The sequence below is a fragment of the Rhodospirillum centenum SW genome (genome assembly GCF_000016185.1).
GTDB lineage: Bacteria > Pseudomonadota > Alphaproteobacteria > Azospirillales > Azospirillaceae > Rhodocista > Rhodocista centena.
Genome location: NC_011420.2, coordinates 3756520 through 3777172 on the forward strand (window position 1 = coordinate 3756520; position 20653 = coordinate 3777172).

The window sequence follows — 20653 nt, forward strand, 5'->3', positions numbered from 1 at the left end:
CACCTCGCGTCCTTGCCCCTTGCTGCATCCTTCAGGGAATCCGTCCGATGTCCGCCCCACCGAAGTCGCGTGGCGAACCCATCACCGACCGCCGACAGCTCGTCGAGCATCTGGAGGCGGGCTGCAAGCCGGCCGACCGCTGGCGGATCGGGACCGAGCACGAGAAGTTCGCCTTCCGCCGCGCCGACAAGCGCCCGCTGCCCTATGACGGGCCGGACGGCATCGGCGCCATCCTGAACGCCCTGGCCGACCGTTACGGCTGGGAGCGGGTGATGGAGGGCGACAACGTGATCGCCCTGTCCAAGGGCGAGGCCAGCGTCAGCCTGGAACCCGGCGGCCAGTTCGAGCTGTCGGGCGCGCCGCTCATGACGATCCACCAGACCTGCGGCGAGGTGACGGAGCACCTGGCCGAGGTGAAGGCGATCGGCGCCGATCTGGGCATCGGCATGCTGGGGCTGGGCTTCAATCCGAAATGGCGGCGCGAGGACATCCCCTGGATGCCCAAGGGCCGTTACCGCATCATGCGCGCCTACATGCCCAAGCGCGGGACCCTCGGGCTCGACATGATGACCCGCACCTCGACCGTGCAGGTCAACCTGGACTTCGCGTCCGAGGCGGACATGGTGAAGAAGTTCCGCGTCGGGCTGGCCCTGCAGCCGGTGGCGACGGCGCTGTTCGCCAACAGCCCCTTCACCGAAGGGCGCCCGAACGGCTTCCAGAGCTACCGCAGCCACATCTGGACCGACACCGATCCCGACCGCACGGGCGACCTGCCCTTCGTCTTCGAGGACGGCTTCGGCTTCGAGCGCTATGTGGACTATGCGCTGTCGGTGCCGATGTATTTCGTCTACCGCGACGGGCAGTACCTGGACGCCTCCGGCCTCGACTTCCGCGACTTCCTGGCCGGGCGGCTGTCCGTCCTGCCGGGGGAGATGCCGCTGGCCACCGACTGGAACGACCACCTGACGACGCTCTTCCCCGAGGTGCGGCTGAAGCGCTACCTGGAGATGCGCGGGGCTGACGGCGGCCCCTGGGGTCGGCTCTGCGCCCTGCCGGCGCTCTGGGTCGGGCTGCTCTACGACGGCACGGCGCTGGATGCCGCCTGGGATCTCTGCAAGGGCTGGACGGCACAGGAGCGGGCGGCGCTGCGGCGCGACGTGCCGCGGCTGGGCCTGGACACGCCCTTCCGTGGCGGCACCCTCCAGGCCGTGGCGAAGCAGGTCGTGGAGATCGCGCGCGAGGGCCTGCGCTCCCGCGCCCGCATGGCCGGCATGGGCGACGACGAAAGCCACTTCCTGACGACCCTGGCCGAGACGGCGGAAAGCGGCATCACCCCCGCCACGGAGATGCTGCGGAAGTTCGAAGGTCCCTGGGCCGGGAACATCGACCGCGTGTACGAGGAGTACGCGTACTGAGGCATCGGCGCCCGGCGGCTCACGCCGCCCGGGTGCCGCCCACCGTCAGACCGTCGATCCGCATGGTCGGCTGGCCGACGCCGACCGGCACGCCCTGGCCCTGCTTGCCGCAGGTGCCGACGCCGGGGTCGATCTCCATGTCGTTGCCGATCATGGTGACCTTGGTCAGGGCGTCGGGACCGTTGCCGATCAGGGTGGCGCCCTTCACGGCCGGGCCGATCCGGCCGTCCTCGATCAGGTAGGCCTCGCTGGCCGAGAAGACGAACTTGCCGGACACGATATCCACCTGCCCGCCGCCGAAGTTCACGGCGTAGAGACCACGCTTCACGCCGGCGATGATCTCCTCCTTCGTCCGCTCGCCGGAGCGCATGACGGTGTTCGTCATGCGCGGCATCGGCATGTGGGCGAAGCCCTGGCGGCGGCCGTTGCCGGTGGGCTTCACGCCCATCAGCCGGGCATTCAGCCGGTCCTGCATGTAGCCGACCAGGATGCCGTCCTCGATCAGGGTGGTGCAGCTCGTCGGCGTGCCCTCGTCATCCACCGTCAGGGAGCCGCGCAGACCCTCCAGCGTGCCGTCGTCCACGACGGTGACGCCCGGGGCGGCCACGCGCTGGCCCAGCAGGCCGGAGAAGGCGGAGGTCTTCTTGCGGTTGAAGTCGCCCTCCAGCCCGTGGCCGATGGCCTCGTGCAGCATCACCCCGCACCAGCCGGGACCCAGCACCACCGGCATCTCCCCGGCCGGGGCGTCGATGGCGGAAAGGTTGGTCAGGGCGTTGCGCAGCGCCTCGTCCACATGCGCCTGCCAGACCTCGGGCTCCAGGAAGCGCTCGTAGGTGCGCCGTCCGCCGGAGCCGTGGCTGCCCGACTCCATGCGGTCCCCGTCGGCGACGACGACGGACACGTTCAGCCGCACCAGCGGCCGGATGTCGGAGACACGGTGTCCGTCGGCCCGGATGATCTGCACCGCCTGCCATTCTCCGGACAGCGAGCAGGAGACCTGCCGCACCCGCGGGTCCCTGGCGCGGGCATAGGCGTCCACCGCCTCCAGCAGCTTCACCTTCGCCTCGAACGGGACGAGGCCGAGGGGATTGTCGCTGGCATAGAGCGCCCGGTTGGTGCCGGCCGGCGGCTCGGCATAGGTGCCGCCATGGCCGGCATGGACAGCGCGCACGGTGCCCGCGGCGCGGCGGATCGCGTCCTCCGACAGGGTGGAGGCATGGGCGTAGCCGGTCGCCTCCCCGGCCACGGCGCGCAGGCCGAAGCCCTGCGAGGTGTCGAAGCTGGCGCTCTTCAGCTTGCCGTCATCCCAGACGAATCCCTCCGACTGGGCGTATTCCAGGAACAGCTCGCCGTCGTCCGCACCGTGCAGCGCATCGGCCACGATGTCCGCCGTGCGCGCCAGGTCCAGCCCGGCCCGGGTGAAGAACAGATCGTCGGTCTGGGCGAGGGTGGACATCGGCGTGACTCCAGGCGGCAGTGCGGGGCGGGAGCGCCCCTCATGTCGTGACAATGGCGATCCGGGGCGCACGGGGCAAGATGCCGCTCGCCCGCCGCACCGGGGTCTCCCGCTATCTTCTGCGAGGGGGCTTCCGCCGGGCCGCTGTGGTCGGGACAGGGCGATTCCGCATGCTGACAGAGGCAGGTCACCCGGCCGGAGTGGCTTTACCCCGAATAGGGACAGGTCTATGGTCCAAGATGATGCGACCGAACTATTCTGGGGGCGAGCATATTGTGCCGGCATCCGGCGTGCCTGTAACGTCCCCCGCGCTTCCGCCCGGGGGGGCGGGGCTGCGGATACCGGCCTCCCGGTCGGGACGGGATGCACCGGCCGGGTCACCCGGCCCGCGAAGGGGAGCCAATCCCCGGCAACGATAAGAGAGTGGTAGGGATGTCCGTACGCAAGATCGGCGCCGGCCTGTCGGGCCTTCTCATGACCCTTGCCGTCGGCGCCTGGACGGCGCTGGCGCAGGCACCGTCCCCTGTCGGGGTGCCGCAGCCGGGCGGGCTCGGCCTGCAACAGGCGGCCTCTCCGGTCAAGCAGCAGCTCGACAGCTTCCATGACCTGCTGCTGGTCATCATCACGGCCATCACCCTGCTGGTGCTGGCGCTGCTGATCTACGTGATGTGGCGCTTCCGCGCCTCGAAGAACCCGGTCCCGTCCAGGACCAGCCACAACACCGTGCTGGAGGTGGCCTGGACGGTGATCCCGGTGGTGATCCTGGTGGTCATCGCCATCCCGTCCTTCCAGCTTCTCTACTTCATGGACAGGACGCCCGAGGCGGACATGACCGTGAAGGTCACCGGCCGCCAGTGGTACTGGTCCTACGAATATCCCGACCATGGCAACATCGCCTTCGACAGCTTCATGCTGAGCGAGGACGAGGTGCCGGACCCCAAGCTGCGGCTGCTGGAGGTGGACAACCGTCTGGTCGTGCCGGTGGGAGCCAATGTCCGCGTCCTGGTCACGGCCAGCGACGTCATCCACTCCTGGGCCATCCCGTCCCTGGGGATCAAGAAGGACGCCGTCCCCGGCCGCCTGAACGAGACCTGGTTCCGGGCCGATGCCGAGGGCGTGTTCTACGGCCAGTGCTCGGAGATCTGCGGCACCAATCACGGCTTCATGCCCATCGCGGTGGAAGCCGTGTCGAAGGAGCGGTTCGACGCCTGGGTAGCGGAGAAGACGGTCGCCTTGAACAGGAATGAAGGGGAGCCACGGCAGCTCGCGGAAGAACCTGCTGCCCGATAAGGATTCCCGCAGGAGAGGGTAAGAGACCATGGGTGCAGTGACGGGGGCGCAGGCCCGCGACGATCACGACGATCACCATGACCACCGCCCGGGCTTCGTCCGGCGCTGGCTGTTCTCCACCAACCACAAGGACATCGGGACGCTCTATCTGGTCTTCTCCGTCATCGCCGGGCTGATCGGCGGGATGTTCTCCGTCCTCATGCGGATGGAGCTGCAGAGCCCCGGCATGACCATCGTGGCCGACGGCCAGATGTGGAACGTGCTGATCACGGCCCACGGCCTGATCATGGTGTTCTTCGTCGTCATGCCGGCGCTGATCGGCGGCTTCGGCAACTGGTTCCTGCCGATCATGGTGGGGGCGCCCGACATGGCGTTCCCGCGCCTGAACAACATCAGCTTCTGGCTGCTGGTCCCGGCCTTCCTGCTGCTGCTCGGGTCGGCCTTCGTGCCGCCGGGGGCGGGGACGGGCTGGACGATCTACCCGCCGCTCTCCGGCGGCACCGGGCATGACGGCCCCTCCGTGGACATGGCGATCTTCGCCCTGCATCTGGCCGGGGCCAGTTCGATCCTGGGGGCGATCAACTTCATCACCACCATCTTCAACATGCGCGCGCCGGGCATGACGCTGCACAAGATGCCGCTGTTCGCCTGGGCGATGCTGGTGACGGCGTTCCTGCTGCTGCTGGCGGTGCCGGTGCTGGGCGGCGCCATCACCATGCTGCTGACCGACCGCAACTTCGGCACCCACTTCTTCGAGCCGGCCGGCGGTGGCGACCCGGTGCTGTTCCAGCACCTGTTCTGGTTCTTCGGGCACCCCGAAGTCTACATCATGATCCTGCCGGCCTTCGGCATCGTCAGCCACATTGTCTCCACCTTCAGCCGCAAGCCGGTCTTCGGCTATCTGGGCATGGCCTACGCCATGGTGGCGATCGGCGTGGTCGGCTTCGTCGTCTGGGCCCACCACATGTTCACCGTCGGCCTGGACGTGGACACCAAGGCCTATTTCACGGCGGCGACGATGATCATCGCCGTGCCGACGGGCATCAAGATCTTCTCCTGGATCGCCACCATGTGGGGCGGCTCCATCGAGTTCCGCACGCCCATGCTCTGGGCGGTAGGCTTCATCTTCCTGTTCACCCTGGGCGGCGTCACGGGCGTGGTCCTGTCCAATGCCGGCATGGACATTGCCCTGCACGACACCTACTACGTCGTGGCGCACTTCCATTACGTGCTCAGCCTGGGGGCGGTGTTCGCCATCTTCGCCGGCTACTACTACTGGATCGGCAAGATGAGCGGCCGGCAGCATCCCGAATGGGCCGGCAAGCTGCACTTCTTCACGACCTTCGTCGGCGTGAACCTGCTGTTCTTCCCGCAGCATTTCCTGGGGCTCCAGGGCATGCCGCGGCGCATCCCCGACTACCCCGAAGCCTACGCCTTCTGGAACGCCGTCTCCTCCTACGGCGCCTACATCGCCTTCGCCTCCACGCTCTTCTTCTGCGTGATGGCGGTCTACACCCTGCTGGCCGGCCGCCGGGTGGAGGGCGACTACTGGAACACCGGCGGCACGACGCTGGAATGGACCCTGTCCAGCCCGCCGCCGTTCCACCAGTTCGAGACGCTGCCGCGGCTGAAGTGACCGCGGCGGTGCGCCGCGTCCGGGGTCCGGGCGACCGGACCCCGGGAACGATCCGGGGACATCAGAAGCCCCGGACGCAGAGACCGTAGGGTTGGGAAGGCACGGAAGATGACGGATACCTCGTTCGAGCTGCGCGGCGGGGCCCTGGGCGGCACCGCCAGCGTCGGCGACTACATGGCGTTGCTGAAGCCCCGGGTGATGATCCTGGTCGTCTACTCGGCCATCGCCGGGATGATGGTCGCCCCGGGCGGGCTGCATCCGGTGCTGGCGCTGGCCGCGGTGCTCTGCATCACGGTCGGCGCCGGGGCGTCGGGTGCCATCAACATGTGGTACGACCGCGACATCGACGCCGTGATGAAGCGTACCGCCGCCCGGCCGATTCCGCAGGGTCGGATCGATCCGGACGAGGCGCTGACCTTCGGCATCGTCCTCTCGGTGGTGCCGGTGCTGCTGCTGGGGCTGGCGGTGAACTGGGTCGCGGCGGGGCTGCTGGCCCTGGCCTCGGCCTTCTATGTCTTCGTCTACACGATCTGGCTGAAGCGGCGGACGCCGCAGAACATCGTGATCGGCGGGGCCGCCGGCGCCTTCCCGCCGATGATCGGCTGGGCGGCGGTGACGGGCGACGTGACGCTGGCCAGCGTGATCCTGTTCGCCATCATCTTCTTCTGGACGCCGCCGCACTTCTGGGCGCTGTCGCTGTTCGCCAGCGCCGACTACGAGAAGGCGGGCGTGCCCATGCTGCCGGTCGTCGCCGGTGCGCAGGAGACGAAGCGGCAGATGCTGGCCTACACGCTGATCCTGCTGCCGCTGGCGACGGCCCCCTGGTTCGTCGGGATCGCCGGGACCGCCTATCTGGCGACATCCGTGGTGCTGGGGCTGTTGTTCGTGCTGTGCGCCGTCCGCGTTCTGCGGGCGGACGCGACGGACATGAAGCCGGCCAGGCGGATGTTCGGCTTCTCGATCCTCTATCTCTTCGTGCTGTTCGGCGTGCTGATCGCCGAGCGGCTGGTGGCCTGAGCGGGAGACCCGGCATGAACGCCGAGCACACGACCCGGACCGACCGCACGGACGAGGGGGCGACGGCCCCGACCGTAGACGGCGACGAGATCCGCCGGCGCCAGCGGGGCAAGAACCGCGCCATGCTGGCGGCGCTGCTGGCGCTGGTGGGGCTGATCTATGCCGTCGCCATCGTGCGGATGCAGGGCGGGGGCTTTCCATGAGCGCCGCCCGCCGCAACCGCGTCCTGGCCCTGGCCCTGGGCGGCGTCGTGGCGGGCATGGTCGGCCTGTCCTTCGCCGCGGTGCCGCTCTACGACCTGTTCTGCCGCGTCACCGGCTTCGGCGGCACGCCCCAGGTCGCGCAGGGGCCGGCCGGCCGCGTGCTGGACCGGACGATGACCATCCGCTTCAACGCCGATGTCAACCGGTCCCTGCCCTGGGGCTTCCGCCCGGCGGTCAACACCACCGAGGTGAAGGTGGGCGAGCCGGTGCTGACCACCTACCACGCCCGCAATGACGGCTCCGTGCCCGTCGTCGGCACCGCCACCTACAACGTGACCCCGGACAAGGCGGGCATCTACTTCAACAAGATCCAGTGCTTCTGCTTCACCGAACAGCGGCTGGAGCCGGGGCAGGAGATCGACATGCCGGTCTACTTCTACGTGGACCCGGCGATCGCGGACGATCCCGGCATGGCCGACGTCCACACGATCACTCTGTCCTACACCTTCTTCAAGGCGGTGGAGCAGCCGGACACGGCCGCGCTTTCGGCACCGCCTTCCGGCCAGACCCAGGCGGCGGCCCGGCCTGCCGGCGGCCGGACGCTACCGTCGAACGAAAAGGCGAGGGAAGAGAGACATGGCTGACGTCAAGGTCCACAGCGCCCCGGCCGGGGCCGTACCCGAAGGGGTCAAACAGCCCTACCACCTTGTGGACCCCAGCCCCTGGCCGCTGCTGGGCGCCTTCGCGGGCGGGCTGCTGGCCACGGGCGCCATCCTCTACATGCACGACCATGGCTGGGCCGTGCTGGCCGCCGGCTTCCTGGCCGTGCTGGGGGTCATGGCCGGCTGGTGGCGCGACGTGGTGCGGGAGTCCGTCGTGCAGCGGGCCCACACGCCGGTCGTCAAGATCGGGCTGCGCTACGGCATGGTGCTGTTCATCGCGTCGGAGGTGATGTTCTTCGTCGCCTTCTTCTGGGCCTTCTTCGACGCCAGCCTCTATGCAGCCGAGCCGATGCAGGTGGCGCGGACCGAAGCCACGGGCGGCCAGTGGCCGCCGGCCGGCATCGAGCCGATCAACCCGTTCGACCTGCCGCTGATGATGACGGTGATCCTGCTGCTGTCGGGCAGCACGGTCACCTGGGCGCACCACGCCATCATCGAAGGCAAGCAGGCGCAGGCGGTGAAGGCGCTGGGCATCACCGTGGCACTGGGGGCGCTGTTCACCCTGTTCCAGCTCTACGAGTACAGCCACGCCAGCTTCGGCTTCGCCGACAACATCTATTCGTCCACCTTCTACATGGCGACCGGCTTCCACGGCTTCCATGTCCTGATCGGCACCATCTTCCTGGCCGTCTGCTGGTTCCGGGCCTCCCGCGGGCACTTCACCCCGCAGAGCCATTTCGGGCTGGAGGCTGCCGCCTGGTACTGGCATTTCGTGGACGTGGTCTGGCTGTTCCTGTTCGTGTCCATCTACTGGTGGGGGGCCGGTGGGCAGTACGCCGCACACTGACGGGGCGCCTGCCGCGGTTTCCCCGCTGCGGGCGGGCCTGGGCTGCACCTGTCCGCGCTGCGGCCGGGGGCGGCTGTTCAAGGGCTTCCTCTCCGTCGTCGAGCGCTGCCCCGTCTGCGGCCTGGAACTGGCCTGCAACGACAGCGGCGACGGCCCGGCCGTCTTCCTGATCTTCATCCTGGGTTTCGCGGTGGTGCCGCTGGCGCTCTGGGTGGCGATGAGCGTGGACTGGCCGCTCTGGGTTCACACCATCCTCTGGAGCGCCGTCGTGCTGGGTCTGACGCTGGGCATGCTGCGCCCGGCCAAGGCCTATGTGCTGGCCTTGCAGTACCGCTACCGCCGCTCCGACTTCGAGCAGGGCGGGGGAGACGGCGGATGAGCGGCGCAGGGCCGCGCACCGCCATGCCCGTCCCGGCCGCCGGCCGCCCGCCGGGGCGGGCCAAGGCCGTGGCGGGCGCGGTGCTGGTGCTGATCGGCATCGCCGTCCTGGTCGGGCTGGGAACCTGGCAGATGCAGCGGCTGGCCTGGAAGACGGCCCTGATCGACCGGATCGAGACACGTATGGCGGCAGCCCCGGTCCCGCTGCCGGCCAGGCCGGACGACCCGCAGGACTGGGACTACCGGCCCGTGCTGCTGACCGGACGCTTCGACCATGCCCATGAGCTTTACCTCGGTCCCCGGGTGCGGGCCGGTCAGCCCGGCCTGCATGTCCTGACGCCCTTCGTGCGGGCGGACGGGCAGGGGACCGTGCTGGTGAACCGCGGCTGGGTCCCCGCCGACGGGCGCGATCCGGCCGGCCGGGCAGACGGGCTGCCGGCCGGCACCGTCACCCTGGCCGGCGTCGCCCGGGTGCCCCCGCCGCGGGGCTGGATGCAGCCGGAGAACCGGCCGGAGGAGAACTACTGGTTCTGGATCGACCTGCCGGCCATGGAAGCGGCGACGGGGGCGGGCGGTCTCGCGCCGCTGGTGGTGGAGGCGGCGGCCGGACCCGATGCCGGCGTGCTGCCGGTGGGCGGACAGACGGTGGTCACCCTGCGCAACAACCACCTGTCCTATGCCGTCACCTGGTACGGGCTGGCGGTCACGCTCGCCGCCATGTACGCCGGTTCCCTGCTGCGACGGCGCCGGCCGACCCCGGCGTGACGGGGAAGCGTCAGGCGCGAGGGCTCAGACGGCGCCGGCGTCCGGGGCGGCGGGCTCGGTCCGCTTCGGGCGGGGCACCAGGGCGGTGAGGGTGAAGCCTTCGGGTGCCGGATAGCGCTTGGTGACCTTCGTCCGCGCCACCTCCGCATCCACGCCCCAGACCAGGAAGCGGCGGGCGCCCTCCCAGGCCTGGAGCTGCCGGCCGGGGGCGGCTTCCACCTCGGCCTGCACTGTGGCGATCCAGGCCTGGTCCTGCGGCATCCGCCGTTCGTCCAGCACGAAGACCCGGTTCTCCGGCCGCGCCGCCGCCTTGATGTCCTGTTCCAGCCTGCGGCAGGACTTCAGCAGGTCGGCCCGCGCCAGATCGAGCTGGCGCAGCTCCCGCTTCAGGCCCAGCGTCTCCCGGGCCGCCTTCCGGACCCGGCCGACATACTGGGACTTCTTCGTCATCGCCACCCGGTAGCGGCGCTGCGCCTCCCGCACGCGGAACAGCGCCCGCTCGCCGGAGAAAGCGAAGCCGGTGACGGCGATCAGCAGCGCGAACAGGAACTCAGGCGACGGCATTGCGCAGATCGTCCTCCGGCGCTCCGGCCGCTGCCCCGCCGGTCTCGCCCCCCTCGTCCGGCCGCTCCAGCCGCATGTTCAGGATGGCGAAGCCCAGGGGCAGGGGGTAGAGACGCTGGATCTCGCGGCGGGCCTCGGTCAGCGTCTCGGCCCAGACCTCCACCACCTGCGGCGTCGCCCATTCCGCGTCCAGGGTGGGGTGTGGCTTGCCTTCCATCTGCGCCGCCTGAACCTGCCGGTTCACGACCCAGGCGCGGAAGCGGTAGGCGCCGCCGCCCTCACGACCGACGATGCGGATCGGCGCCTCCGCCTCCCGGTGCGCCTCGGCCAGCTCGCGCTCCAGCAGGTAGCGCTGCCGGCGCAGGCCGGCGACCTCCGTCGTGACCCTGGCGATGCCCGCCTGCACCTCGGCCCGGCGCAGCTCGAACCGGATCTCCATCTGCGCCAGCCGCGGGATGCGCTCCTGCGCCGCCTTCAGGTCATCGCGGCCGTCGATGGAGACCTCGATCAGCTTGCCCAGGAAGAAGGCGAACAGCCAGCCGGCTGCACCGAGCAGCGCCCCCACCAGGATGGCGTTTCCGTAGGTCATCGTGCGTCCTGGACAGCGCGGGGGCGGTGGACCGGAAGCGGGGAGGACGGGGCCGGCAGCGCGAGGGCGAAGGTGGTTGTCAACCAGAAGTTAACCGGCCGGCCTGCCTGCGCAGCCCCCGGGACATCTCCTGTCCGCCGAGGGAACCCAGGGTGGCCGATCCCGCTCAGGATAGCGGCTCTTCCGGAAATGTGGACAGGAATATGCCGTGCGACAAAGAATCTTCATCGATCATCAAGGTTTTTATGCCAGACGCACGCCCACCCGGCGCGCCTCCAGCATGAAGGCGCGGGTCATCTGCACGATGTCCGTGCGCCAGTAGAGCTGGGCCATGGGGTCGATCAGGAAGTCCCGCGGCAGCATGGCATAGCAGTAGGTCTCCACCAGCCGGCGCTCGTGGTCCCAGGGATCGACGGCATCGCGCCAGCCGATGGTCCAGCCGGCATGCCCGGCCCCGGTCTGCCAGCGCTCGAAACGGGGGGCGATGCCCGGCGCGTCCGCCAGATCGTGGGCCGGCACGGTGTAGACGATGACGAAGCGCCAGACATTGAGCTGGAGGCGCATGCGCAGCGTGTCGCCGAAGGCGGCGATCCGGTATTCGGCGTCCGAGGCGCCGGGAACATGGCGCAGCGCCACCCCGGCCCGCGCCGCGGCGGACAGGGGCTCCGTCCCCGGCCCGTCACCCCACTCGGGCACCGCATACTCAACGGCGTGCAGGGCGCGGAACATGGGGCCGGCCAGGAAGGCAGAGGTCAGGTGCTGGCATTCCTCCAGCGACAGGGCGGGAGGGGGCGGAACGGCGGGGGTGGGGGCGGCAGGCATGCGGTCCTCGCTGGGGTCGGACGGTGCGCGGACAACGCGGCGGTGACATCCTTTGTTCGCAGGCCGACCCCTGTCCTGGGGGCAGGGGTCGGACCCGTGTCGGGCGCTTGCGCCGGGACGGGCACGCTCGCTAGTGTAGCCGCCCTGCCGGCCCGCCGTTCCGAAGGATACGGCGCGGGGCCAGGGGTGCCGGCGATGGAGAGGTAGGTCGGGGTGAAGTACATCAGCACGCGGGGACAGGCCCCCGCCCTCCCGTTCGACGAGGTTCTGCTGGCAGGGCTGGCGCGGGACGGCGGCCTTTATGTCCCCGACGCCTGGCCGGCGCTGGGTCCCGATGCGCTGCGCGCCCTGCGCGGCCGGCCCTATGACGAGGTGGCGGCGGCGGTGATGCTGCCCTTCCTGGGCGGCCGCATCGCCGAGGCGGACTTCCGCCGCCTGCTGGCCGACACCTACGGGCCGTCGGTCTTCGCCCACCGGGCGGTGACGCCGCTGGTCCAGCTCGACCAGCGCACCTGGCTGATGGAACTGTTCCACGGCCCCACGCTGGCCTTCAAGGACGTGGCGCTGCAACTGCTCGGCCGCCTGTTCGACCATGTGCTGGCCGTGCGCGGGGAGCGCATGACCGTGGTGGGCGCCACCTCCGGCGACACCGGCTCCGCCGCCATCGAAGCCTGCCGCGACCGCGAGCGGGTGGACATCGTGATCCTGCACCCGCACGGCCGCACCTCGGCCGTGCAGCGCCGGCAGATGACGACGGTGCTCTCGCCCAACGTCCACAACGTCGCCCTGCAAGGGACCTTCGACGACTGCCAGGACGCCGTGAAGGCGATGTTCAACGATGCGGCCTTCCGCGACGGGCTGCACCTCTCGGCGGTCAACTCCATCAACTGGGCCCGGATCATGGCCCAGATCGTCTATTACGTGGCGGCGGCGGTGGCGCTGGGGGCGCCCGACCGGCCGGTCGCCTTCGCCGTGCCCACGGGCAATTTCGGCAATGTCTATGCCGCCTATGCCGCCCGCGCCATGGGCGTGCCGGTGGCGAAGCTGATCGTGGGCAGCAACGCCAACGACATCCTGGCCCGCTTCTTCGCCAGCGGCCGGATGGAGACGCGGGCCGTGGTGCCCACCATCAGCCCCAGCATGGACATCCAGATCTCCAGCAACTTCGAGCGCCTGCTGTTCGACCTGATGGACCGTGACGGCGCCGCCGTGGCCACCAGCATGGCGGAGTTCCGCCGCAGCGGCCGCTTCGCCGTCTCGCAGGGCCAGCTCGCCCGCGCGCTGGAGCTGTTCGAGGGGCACCGCTGCGGCGAGGAGGCGACGCTGGAGACGATGGCGCGGGTCCACCGCGACAGCGGCCTGCTGATCGACCCGCACACGGCCGTGGGCGTGGCGGCCGCGCAGGCCGCCGACCTCGATCCCTCGGTGCCGGTCGTGTCGCTGGCCTGCGCCCACCCGGCCAAGTTCCCCGACGCGGTGGAGAAGGCCACGGGCGTGCGCCCCGGCCTGCCGCGGCATCTGGCGGACCTGTTCGAGCGGGAGGAGCGGGTCACCGTCCTGCCGAACGATCTCGGCACGCTCCAGGACTTCGTGCGGGCGCGCTCCCGCGTCACGGCGGGGGCGGCGTGAGCACACAGCGCAGACGGACCGGGCCGGACCCGGCAGCACGGAAACCCGGCCGCGACAGCGCCGGAAGGACGAAGGTCACCATGAGTGGGGTCAGGGTCACGACGCTGCCGAACGGGCTGCGGGTCGCCACCGATCCGATGCCGGGCGTGCAGACGGCCAGCGTCGGCGTCTGGATCGGCGTCGGCAGCCGGCACGAGCCGGAGGCGGCGAACGGCGTCGCCCATCTGGTCGAGCACATGTTGTTCAAAGGCACTGACCGGCGCGATGCCTTCCGCATCAGCGCCGAGATCGAGGATGTCGGCGGCCATCTGAACGCCTATACCGGGCGCGAGCACACCACCTACTACGCCAAGGTGCTGAAAGAGGACGTGGCGCTGGCGCTCGACCTGCTGGCCGACATGATCCAGCATTCGCGCTTCGATCCCGCCGATCTGGACAAGGAGCGTCAGGTCGTCATCCAGGAGATCGGTCAGGCCGAGGACACGCCCGACGACATCATCTACGACCACTGGCTCGCCACGGCCTTCCGCGGGCAGGCGCTGGGCCGGCCCATCCTGGGCACGGCCGAGGTGGTGGCGGCGCTGCCGCGCGAGGCGCTGACCGGCTATGTCGCGGCGAACTACACGGCCGCCAACATGGTGGTGGCCGCCGCCGGCAACGTGGAGCACGACCGCGTCGTGGACCTTGTCGCCCGGCTGTTCGGCGGGCTGCCGGCCGGCACGGCGCAGAGCGCGGTCCGGGTGGACTGGAACGGGGGCGACTTCCGCGAGGACCGCGACCTGGAGCAGCTCCACATCCTGCTGGGCTTCGACGGCGTTCCCCTGCCGGACCCGGACTACTACGCCAGCCAGGTGCTCTCCACCCTGCTGGGCGGGGGCATGTCCTCCCGCCTGTTCCAGGAGGTGCGGGAGAAGCGGGGCCTGGTCTACAGCGTCCACAGCTTCGCCTGGCCGATGACCGACGCCGGTGTCTTCGGCATCTATGCCGGCACCGGCCCGGAGCGGACGGAGGAGCTGGTGCCGGTCGTCTGCGACCAGGTGCGCGCCATCGCCAACGGCCTGTCGCCGGAGGAGGTCACCCGCGCCCGGGCCCAGCTCAAGGCCAGCCAGCTCATGTCGCTGGAAAGCACGACGAACCGGGCGGAACAGCTCGCCCACGCGCTGCTCGTCTTCGACCGGCCGGTGCCGCCGGAGGAGATCATCGCCAGGGTGGACGCGGTGGATGCCGATGCGCTGCGCCGGGTGGCGGCGCGCATCTTCGGCAGCCGGCCCGTCCTGGCCGCCCTGGGACCGATCGGGAGGCTGGAGCCGTATGAGCGGCTCGCGGCGCGGCTGGCGTGACCTCACGGCTGCCGCCCGTGCCGCTGCGCCTGTTCCAGGCGGGCTTCCTCAGTCCCCCGGCGATCCGGCTGGACGGGGAGGCGGTGTTCATCCGCCCGCCGCAGGCCCGTGACTGGCGTGACTGGGCGGACCTGCGGGAGGCCAGCCGTGAATTCCTCACCCCCTGGGAGCCGACCTGGCCGCCCGACGCCCTGAGCCGCCCGGCCTTCCTGCGCCGGGTGCGGCGGCAGGCGGTGGAATGGCGGGAGGACGAGGGCTACAGCTTCCTGGTCTTCGAGCGCGGCACGGAGGCCCTGGTCGGCGGCATCGGCCTGTCCAACGTGCGCCGCGGCGTGGCCCAGATGGGCACCATGGGCTACTGGGTCGGCCGCCCCTATGCGCGGCGCGGCTACACCAGCGAGGCGGCCCGGCTGGTGCTGGGCTTCGCCTTCGGCCAGCTCGGCCTGCATCGGGTGGAGGCCGCCTGCCTGCCCAGCAACATCCCCAGCCAGGGGGTGCTGGAGAAGGCGGGATTCTCCCGCGAGGGCTATGCCCGCGGCTATCTCCGCATCGACGGCAAGTGGGCCGACCACGTCCTGTTCGGCATCCTGCGCGACGACTGGCGGGGTTAGGCCGCCCGCCCGTCCGGGCTCAGGCGTGGCCGGCGTCGGCGGAGAGCATGGAGAGCGAGACGCCCAGCTTGGCGATGGCGCGCTCCCACTTCGTCTCCAGGTCGCCGTCGAACAGCAGCTCCGGGTCCGCCGGGGCGTGCAGCCAGCCGTTGTTCTGCATCTCGGCATCGAGCTGCCCGGCGCCCCAGCCGGCATAGCCCAGCGCCAGCAGGGCGTGCTTCGGACCCCGCCCCTCGGCGATGGCGCGCAGGATGTCCACCGTGGCGGTCAGGGCCACCTCGTCGTCCACCATCATCGTGGCGTCGCGCGCATAGTCCGTGCTGTGCAGGACGAAGCCGCGTCCGCCCTCCACCGGGCCGCCGTAATGCACGCTCATGTGGTCGAGCGGGTACTCGGTCTCGATGTCGAGCTGTTCCAGCAGGTCGGCGAAGCCGATGCCGCCGAACAGGCGGTTGATCACCAGCCCCATCGCCCCGTCGGCCGTGTGGGCGCAGACATAGATGACCGTGCGGGCGAAACGCGGGTCCGGCATCTGCGGCATGGCGATCAGCAGTTGTCCCGTCAGGAAACGGGGAATCTCCGAATGCTTCATGGTCGCACGCTCGTCGGATCGCGGGAGGCGGTCGTGGAACGGATGGCTCCCTGCCCAGGCTGCCCGCTTGCGCCGGCAGCCTGCCTACGCTGGTCCCCGGCGGCTCCCGGGGACCTGACCGGAGAACAGTACCACAGGACGGCGGGTCCGTCCCCCTTCCGCGGCGGCCGTCGGTGGTAGCGCCGGGTCCCTGGGGAAAACCCGTGCCGGCGGGAAAGGTTGCCGGGGACCCGGCCGACGCCCGCCCTTGCCGGACCCGCCGGCCCGCCCTAGAACCACTGGGGGGAGCGTCCCTTGTCCAATTCACCCGGGAGAAAGAGGATGAGCATCAAGGTCGGCGAGCGGATTCCGTCGGTGACGCTGAAGCACCTGACCGAGTCCGGCATGCAGGAGATCGGCACCGACGAGATCTTCGCCGGCAGGAAGGTGGTGCTGTTCGCCGTGCCGGGTGCCTTCACCCCCACCTGCTCGGCCAAGCACCTGCCCGGCTTCGTCGAACAGGCCGAAGCGATCCGGGCCAAGGGCGTGGACCAGATCGTCTGCATGGCGGTGAACGATCCCTTCGTCATGCATGCCTGGGCCAAGGCGAACAATGTCAACGGCCGCATCCTGATGCTGCCGGACGGTAACGGCACCCTGACCCGCGCGCTGGGGCTGGAGATGGACGGCACGGCCTACAATCTCGGCCTGCGCTGCCAGCGCTTCGCCCTGGTCGCGGAGGACGGGGTGGTCACGGCGCTGAACGTGGAGAAGCCCGGCGCCTTCGAGGTCTCTTCCGCCGAGGCGGTGCTGAAGCTGCTCTGAGCCGGACAGGCAAGCCTCCGGCGCCGCTCGGGCGCCGGCCGGAGCATCAGAGGCTGGAAAGCTCCGCTGCGAAAGCAGCAATCATAAATATCAATCTGGGCGAGTGCCAATATGGGCGTGCCAAAAACAGTAATTGCCATGAAGTAGCTGTCGGTTTCGTAGTCGGCTAAACTGATTTAGGATACGCACATCACCTGATCGACACAGCCTCAAGCGCAGGTCGAATTCTATCGGGGAACCACTGAACCATTGGATCAAGCTCTCTAGCAATATCGCTAGCGATGGCATCCACCTCGGCCGATAACTTTTGCAAGGACGTGAACTTTTCGGGCTTGTCTATGATTTTCCGAGACCCGTCCGGAGTTGTCAGTTTGCAGGTCCCGCTATAATCCCGGCACATGGCGTTCAACTCCGCCCGTGCAACCGCGATTAAGGCAAGTTCCCGGGAAGTGGGTTGGGCTAGGCCACGATCGTTGAAGTGCCAGACCAACGAGGCAATGTCGTAGCTGGATAATGTAATGTCCTGGTCGCAGTCGGCTTTCAGTGTCTTTAGGAAACGGATAACCTTTTTTGTGCCGCCGAGCGTTGCCTTGTCCTTGTCGTTCACCTTCTTTATGTGCAGGAAGGGTAAATTCGGTATCGTTTTTTGCTCGATCTTATCGAGAATCTGCACGACGCGATCGTGCTTCTGGCGGGTGCGCTGGTAGGTGGCCGAGTCGTGCCAGTGTGAGGGCACCACATCCACCTTTCGCTGGAATGAGTCGCCGCTGAGGTTGATAGACTTGGCGCCCGAGGTGTTAACATTGGCTGCAGGGTAAGCCTCTATGAGAATTCGTTCGCAGTTTCTTCGGAGTTCAATTAGATATTGCGCCGCACTCTTCGGTAGTAATTTGCCGTATTGATTGCCCGCTGTTAATGCTGCGGCATGGTCGCATGTCACAAAGCGACTATCAAGCACTAGTAAATCGATGTCGCTGTGGCGCTTGATATGTATGTCAAGGGGAACAGAACCTTGGTACTCGAACTCGGTTGAGATCCCTGATTTATATAGGCCATTGGACAATTTTTGTTTCACCCGATCACCTTCTGCGATACTGACCTTGGTGTATTCGGGATCGACCGCCTGCATTGCGCCCAAGGCATACTTAGTGCTCTCCGACCTACTCCGATTCTCGTAGGCTTCTTTGGTGCTGCCGGTGAAGCCTTCTGAACTATAGGCATAATGCTCGGTAAATTTTCTAGTACTTTCGGCGGTGCCCTGGCGACGCTCCCGCATCTGAACCAGCCGTTTTGAATAATCAATTGCCATTGGCGATTCTCCTGGTTAGGTGTATCTGTCCAGACGTCGTGCGGCCGTGATTATTGAAGTATTCGCCGTCGGCGCTGATCAGATTCTCGCTGAAAATGAATTCGCAAAAGCCGACATGGGACGATAGTTCCGGTTCCCCAATTCTTGGAGAATTACGGTAGCTATACATCAGTCTGTATCCGACGCGCGGTTCATGAATCAGCGATGCGCTAATGCTGTGCGACGACGATTGGTCCGTCTTAATGTGGACTTTGATTTTCTCCCAGCTCTGGTCGATAATTACAGTCCCCGACCATTCTCGATGTGGGGTGATGCTGGTAGTCTTGCCCTTACAGTCCCATTCGCCATTAAGGTCGGGTATCTTCAGCAGCGTTGAGACTCGGCGCCACTTCCATACCCAGCGATCAAAGGCTAGGTGGGCGAATGGGAAGATCAGCGCAGCGGTTACCGGCCAAAAAATGACCTGACCGGTTTCTCCTAGGCCGAGTTCCTGGGCGAACTTGAACCCCGCAACGGCGACCGCAGAGGCGGTACTGGCGACCACGGCAGCTGCTGTCCCAAGATGGCGCCCCCACACAGTCCGGCTGTGACCGATGACGGCGTATTCATGCGGTAGCATGCTTCGCTCCCACCATGCCGCTACATAATGATATACCACCACGGTATACCATCAGCATCTAGTGTGCAATGCGTATGGGCTAACAGGCTGTCTAAGAACAACCCATTGGGCTACGTTCACACCCCATGATGGAGGCAGCGGCCCTATTCTAGGCTTATGTAGCCGGGTAAGAGGATGCCTTAGGCCCCGGAGGTTATGCCAGAGGTAGTTTTAGCGTCGTCAAAGTATGTGATTGGCTGTCGGCTCGAACTCGATCCACCCACTGGCGTTCTTGATTCGCTCCGTCGCCTTCTGACTGGCGCTGTAGCCCTGACGGCAGAGTCCGCTTATCAATGCACGATTGATGTCCGCTGGTGTTCTGGGCCACACGGGTATGAACTTCGGCGCCCAAAGGGCGGCGACAAACGCGGCCGCATTGTGACTCTTGTCTGCTCCCAGCGTAATGCTGTGACAGCCGGGCACGGCCTCAAACGATAGCTATGCCTGCCTTGCGATCGGCCCGCTTTGTCTCCAACGCCAGCTTGGCCGCCACAACCAAGCCAGAGCGGTTCTGACTATGCCGCGGGGGCGGCGAGGGTGTCGCGCATGCCCTCGCGGGCAAGCTGGTCGGCGCGTTCGTTCTCCGGGTGGCCGGCATGGCCCTTGACCCAGTGGAACTCCACCGTGTGGCGGCCGACCAGTTCGTCCAGCCGCTGCCAGAGGTCGGCATTCTTCACCGGGTCACGACCGGCGGTCTTCCAGCCGTTCTTCTTCCAGCCGTGGATCCAGGTGGTGATGCCGTTCTTGACGTACTGGCTGTCGGTGTGCAGCCGCACCGTCACGGGCCGCTTCAGCGCCTCCAGCGCCTGGATGGCGGCCATCAGCTCCATCCGGTTGTTGGTGGTCAGGCGCTCGCCGCCCTTCAGTTCCTTCTCGGTGCCCTTCCAGCGCAGGATGGCGCCCCAGCCGCCCGGGCCCGGATTGCCGCTGCACGCCCCGTCGGTGTAGATGTCCACCAGCAGTTTCTCCGCGCTCATGCGGCCCCCGCCGGCAGCGTGAGCCCGTATTCGCCGATGCCGCGGACCTGCTGGTGGAAACGCAGCTTGTGCAGGTATTCCAGCGGGTCCTTGCGCTTGACCAGCGCCCCCGCCGGCGTGTTCAGCCAGTCATAGAGACGGGTCAGCAGGAAGCGCAGGGCGCTGCCCCGCGCCAGCAGCGGCAGCGCCTCCAGCTCCGCCGCCGACAGCGGGCGCACCTTCATGTAGCTGGCCAGCATCAGCCGCGCCTTCGTCACGTTGAACGAGCCGTCCGCCTCGAAGCACCAGGCGTTCAGGCAGACCGCCACGTCGTAGGCCAGGATGTCGTTGCAGGCGAAATAGAAGTCGATCAGCCCGGACAGCGCGCCGTCGCGGAAGAAGACATTGTCCGGGAACAGGTCGGCATGGATGACGCCGCAGGGCAGGTCCGCCGGCCAGCGCCGTTCCAGCTCCGCCAGTTCCGCCGTCAGCGCCGCGGCAAGGCCGGGCTTCACCGCGTCGGCGCGCCCGTGCGTCGCGTCGTGCAGCGTGCGCCAGCCGTCCAGCGACAGGGCGTTGGCCCGGCGCAGCGGGAAATCCGCCCCGGCCAGATGCAGCCGCGCCAGCCCTTCGCCCAGGGCGGCGCAGTGCTCGGGCTGGATGCGCCGCGGCCACATGCCGGCCAGGAAGGTGACGATCACCGCCGGCCGGCCGCACAGGCTGCGCAACGCCTCCCCGTCGCGCCCGCGCACGGGCAGGGGACAGGTCACGCCGCGGGCCGACAGATGCTCCATCAGCCCCAGGAAGAAGGGCAGGTCGGCCGGGTCCACCCGCTTCTCGTAAAGCGTCAGGATGAAGGGACCCGTCTCCGTCACCAGAAGGTAGTTGCTGTTCTCCACCCCCTCCGCGATGCCCTTGCACGAGACCACCGCGCCCAGATCGTACTGGGCGACGAAGCTGCGCAGATCGTCGTCGGAGACTTCGGTATAGACGGCCATGGCCATCGGGTAGCCGGTTTCCTCCCCCCGGTCAACGGCACCGGCGGCCCGCGCCCGCCGCATCCTGCCGATGGCGCAGGGGGCTCAAGGGCGGTGGCAGGGGATGCTTCGC

22 protein-coding genes are annotated in these 20653 nt (G+C 68.2%); 13 read left to right on the forward strand and 9 right to left on the reverse strand.

Annotated elements, in window-relative coordinates:
- Window positions 1-47 precede the first annotated feature (47 nt).
- Window positions 48-1415: a glutamate--cysteine ligase gene (locus RC1_RS17355; protein WP_012568753.1), complete on the forward strand. Its 1368-nt coding sequence runs from the start codon at window positions 48-50 to the stop codon at window positions 1413-1415.
- A gap of 19 nt (window positions 1416-1434) precedes the next feature.
- On the opposite strand, the gene tldD is transcribed toward RC1_RS17355, so the two are convergent.
- On the reverse strand, window positions 1435-2871 hold the full coding sequence (gene tldD / locus RC1_RS17360; RefSeq protein WP_012568754.1) for a metalloprotease TldD: 1437 nt from the start codon (window positions 2869-2871) through the stop codon (window positions 1435-1437).
- Between the two features lie 432 nt (window positions 2872-3303).
- On the opposite strand from tldD, the gene coxB reads away from it, so the two are divergent.
- The 8 genes from coxB to RC1_RS17400 all read left to right on the forward strand — a co-directional run bounded on the left by coxB (window position 3304) and on the right by RC1_RS17400 (window position 9669).
- Complete coding sequence (coxB, locus tag RC1_RS17365; protein ID WP_012568755.1) at window positions 3304-4161, forward strand: cytochrome c oxidase subunit II; 858 nt, start codon at window positions 3304-3306, stop codon at window positions 4159-4161.
- Between the two features lie 28 nt (window positions 4162-4189).
- Window positions 4190-5797, forward strand: coding sequence for a cytochrome c oxidase subunit I (gene ctaD / locus RC1_RS17370; RefSeq protein ID WP_012568756.1), 1608 nt, complete (start codon window positions 4190-4192; stop codon window positions 5795-5797).
- Window positions 5798-5905: 108 nt separating this feature from the next.
- Entirely contained in the window at window positions 5906-6814 is a 909-nt protein-coding gene (cyoE, locus tag RC1_RS17375) for a heme o synthase (protein ID WP_012568757.1), read from the forward strand.
- Between the two features lie 14 nt (window positions 6815-6828).
- Window positions 6829-7017, forward strand: a complete 189-nt coding sequence (locus tag RC1_RS17380) for a hypothetical protein (RefSeq protein WP_012568758.1) — start codon at window positions 6829-6831, stop codon at window positions 7015-7017.
- Window positions 7014-7661 carry a cytochrome c oxidase assembly protein gene (locus tag RC1_RS17385; RefSeq protein ID WP_012568759.1) on the forward strand — a complete coding sequence of 216 codons (648 nt, stop codon included), beginning with the start codon at window positions 7014-7016 and terminating at the stop codon, window positions 7659-7661. Before RC1_RS17380 ends, RC1_RS17385 begins: the two co-directional genes overlap by 4 nt.
- A complete protein-coding gene (locus RC1_RS17390; protein WP_012568760.1) occupies window positions 7654-8526 on the forward strand; it encodes a cytochrome c oxidase subunit 3 in 873 nt (290 codons plus the stop codon). The genes RC1_RS17385 and RC1_RS17390 overlap by 8 nt, the downstream gene beginning before the upstream one ends.
- Window positions 8504-8905: a DUF983 domain-containing protein gene (locus tag RC1_RS17395; protein WP_012568761.1), complete on the forward strand. Its 402-nt coding sequence runs from the start codon at window positions 8504-8506 to the stop codon at window positions 8903-8905. Before RC1_RS17390 ends, RC1_RS17395 begins: the two co-directional genes overlap by 23 nt.
- Window positions 8902-9669, forward strand: a complete 768-nt coding sequence (locus tag RC1_RS17400; RefSeq protein ID WP_012568762.1) for an SURF1 family protein — start codon at window positions 8902-8904, stop codon at window positions 9667-9669. Before RC1_RS17395 ends, RC1_RS17400 begins: the two co-directional genes overlap by 4 nt.
- A 24-nt stretch (window positions 9670-9693) precedes the next feature.
- On the opposite strand, the gene RC1_RS17405 is transcribed toward RC1_RS17400, so the two are convergent.
- From RC1_RS17405 to RC1_RS17415, 3 genes are all read right to left on the reverse strand, one after another.
- On the reverse strand, window positions 9694-10233 hold the full coding sequence (locus RC1_RS17405) for a hypothetical protein (protein ID WP_012568763.1): 540 nt from the start codon (window positions 10231-10233) through the stop codon (window positions 9694-9696).
- On the reverse strand, window positions 10220-10822 hold the full coding sequence (locus RC1_RS17410; protein ID WP_012568764.1) for a hypothetical protein: 603 nt from the start codon (window positions 10820-10822) through the stop codon (window positions 10220-10222). The genes RC1_RS17405 and RC1_RS17410 overlap by 14 nt, the downstream gene beginning before the upstream one ends.
- Before the next feature lie 243 nt (window positions 10823-11065).
- On the reverse strand, window positions 11066-11644 hold the full coding sequence (locus tag RC1_RS17415; protein ID WP_012568765.1) for a hypothetical protein: 579 nt from the start codon (window positions 11642-11644) through the stop codon (window positions 11066-11068).
- Window positions 11645-11857: 213 nt separating this feature from the next.
- Here RC1_RS17415 and thrC point away from each other — a divergent pair, with 213 nt between their 5' ends.
- From thrC to RC1_RS17430, 3 genes are all read left to right on the forward strand, one after another.
- The gene (gene thrC / locus RC1_RS17420) at window positions 11858-13273 is read left to right on the forward strand and encodes a threonine synthase (protein ID WP_012568767.1); all 1416 of its coding nucleotides are present in this window, start codon (window positions 11858-11860) and stop codon (window positions 13271-13273) included.
- A gap of 80 nt (window positions 13274-13353) precedes the next feature.
- On the forward strand, window positions 13354-14613 hold the full coding sequence (locus RC1_RS17425) for a M16 family metallopeptidase (protein WP_012568768.1): 1260 nt from the start codon (window positions 13354-13356) through the stop codon (window positions 14611-14613).
- Complete coding sequence (locus tag RC1_RS17430; RefSeq protein ID WP_234703793.1) at window positions 14610-15224, forward strand: GNAT family N-acetyltransferase; 615 nt, start codon at window positions 14610-14612, stop codon at window positions 15222-15224. Before RC1_RS17425 ends, RC1_RS17430 begins: the two co-directional genes overlap by 4 nt.
- Window positions 15225-15243: 19 nt before the next feature.
- On the opposite strand, the gene RC1_RS17435 is transcribed toward RC1_RS17430, so the two are convergent.
- The gene (locus RC1_RS17435) at window positions 15244-15816 is read right to left on the reverse strand and encodes a YqgE/AlgH family protein (protein WP_012568770.1); all 573 of its coding nucleotides are present in this window, start codon (window positions 15814-15816) and stop codon (window positions 15244-15246) included.
- A gap of 321 nt (window positions 15817-16137) precedes the next feature.
- Between RC1_RS17435 and RC1_RS17440 the strand changes: the two genes are divergently transcribed.
- Entirely contained in the window at window positions 16138-16620 is a 483-nt protein-coding gene (locus tag RC1_RS17440) for a peroxiredoxin (protein ID WP_012568771.1), read from the forward strand.
- A gap of 190 nt (window positions 16621-16810) precedes the next feature.
- On the opposite strand, the gene RC1_RS21590 is transcribed toward RC1_RS17440, so the two are convergent.
- From RC1_RS21590 to RC1_RS17450, 4 genes are all read right to left on the reverse strand, one after another.
- Window positions 16811-17929: a nucleotidyltransferase-like protein gene (locus RC1_RS21590; RefSeq protein ID WP_148213494.1), complete on the reverse strand. Its 1119-nt coding sequence runs from the start codon at window positions 17927-17929 to the stop codon at window positions 16811-16813.
- Entirely contained in the window at window positions 17919-18548 is a 630-nt protein-coding gene (locus RC1_RS21595) for a Cap15 family cyclic dinucleotide receptor domain-containing protein (protein ID WP_148213495.1), read from the reverse strand. Before RC1_RS21595 ends, RC1_RS21590 begins: the two co-directional genes overlap by 11 nt.
- A 554-nt stretch (window positions 18549-19102) precedes the next feature.
- Window positions 19103-19564 (reverse strand): ribonuclease HI, encoded by a 462-nt coding sequence (rnhA, locus tag RC1_RS17445; protein WP_012568772.1) that lies wholly within the window; start codon window positions 19562-19564, stop codon window positions 19103-19105.
- Window positions 19561-20541: a homoserine kinase gene (locus tag RC1_RS17450; protein WP_041786842.1), complete on the reverse strand. Its 981-nt coding sequence runs from the start codon at window positions 20539-20541 to the stop codon at window positions 19561-19563. The genes rnhA and RC1_RS17450 overlap by 4 nt, the downstream gene beginning before the upstream one ends.
- Window positions 20542-20653 lie beyond the last annotated feature (112 nt).

Coding starts and splice junctions, on each gene's coding strand:
- RC1_RS17415 (WP_012568765.1), bottom strand. CDS start 11,644: ATGCCTGCCGCCCCCACCCCCGCCGTTCCGCCCCCTCCCGCCCTGTCG.
- RC1_RS17450 (WP_041786842.1), bottom strand. CDS start 20,541: ATGGCCGTCTATACCGAAGTCTCCGACGACGATCTGCGCAGCTTCGTC.
- RC1_RS17425 (WP_012568768.1), top strand. CDS start 13,354: ATGAGTGGGGTCAGGGTCACGACGCTGCCGAACGGGCTGCGGGTCGCC.
- cyoE (WP_012568757.1), top strand. CDS start 5,906: ATGACGGATACCTCGTTCGAGCTGCGCGGCGGGGCCCTGGGCGGCACC.
- RC1_RS21595 (WP_148213495.1), bottom strand. CDS start 18,548: ATGCTACCGCATGAATACGCCGTCATCGGTCACAGCCGGACTGTGTGG.
- ctaD (WP_012568756.1), top strand. CDS start 4,190: ATGGGTGCAGTGACGGGGGCGCAGGCCCGCGACGATCACGACGATCAC.
- tldD (WP_012568754.1), bottom strand. CDS start 2,871: ATGTCCACCCTCGCCCAGACCGACGATCTGTTCTTCACCCGGGCCGGG.
- RC1_RS17410 (WP_012568764.1), bottom strand. CDS start 10,822: ATGACCTACGGAAACGCCATCCTGGTGGGGGCGCTGCTCGGTGCAGCC.
- RC1_RS17405 (WP_012568763.1), bottom strand. CDS start 10,233: ATGCCGTCGCCTGAGTTCCTGTTCGCGCTGCTGATCGCCGTCACCGGC.
- RC1_RS17400 (WP_012568762.1), top strand. CDS start 8,902: ATGAGCGGCGCAGGGCCGCGCACCGCCATGCCCGTCCCGGCCGCCGGC.
- RC1_RS17385 (WP_012568759.1), top strand. CDS start 7,014: ATGAGCGCCGCCCGCCGCAACCGCGTCCTGGCCCTGGCCCTGGGCGGC.
- RC1_RS17435 (WP_012568770.1), bottom strand. CDS start 15,816: ATGAAGCATTCGGAGATTCCCCGTTTCCTGACGGGACAACTGCTGATC.
- RC1_RS17440 (WP_012568771.1), top strand. CDS start 16,138: ATGAGCATCAAGGTCGGCGAGCGGATTCCGTCGGTGACGCTGAAGCAC.
- RC1_RS17380 (WP_012568758.1), top strand. CDS start 6,829: ATGAACGCCGAGCACACGACCCGGACCGACCGCACGGACGAGGGGGCG.
- RC1_RS17355 (WP_012568753.1), top strand. CDS start 48: ATGTCCGCCCCACCGAAGTCGCGTGGCGAACCCATCACCGACCGCCGA.
- RC1_RS17390 (WP_012568760.1), top strand. CDS start 7,654: ATGGCTGACGTCAAGGTCCACAGCGCCCCGGCCGGGGCCGTACCCGAA.
- rnhA (WP_012568772.1), bottom strand. CDS start 19,564: ATGAGCGCGGAGAAACTGCTGGTGGACATCTACACCGACGGGGCGTGC.
- coxB (WP_012568755.1), top strand. CDS start 3,304: ATGTCCGTACGCAAGATCGGCGCCGGCCTGTCGGGCCTTCTCATGACC.
- RC1_RS21590 (WP_148213494.1), bottom strand. CDS start 17,929: ATGGCAATTGATTATTCAAAACGGCTGGTTCAGATGCGGGAGCGTCGC.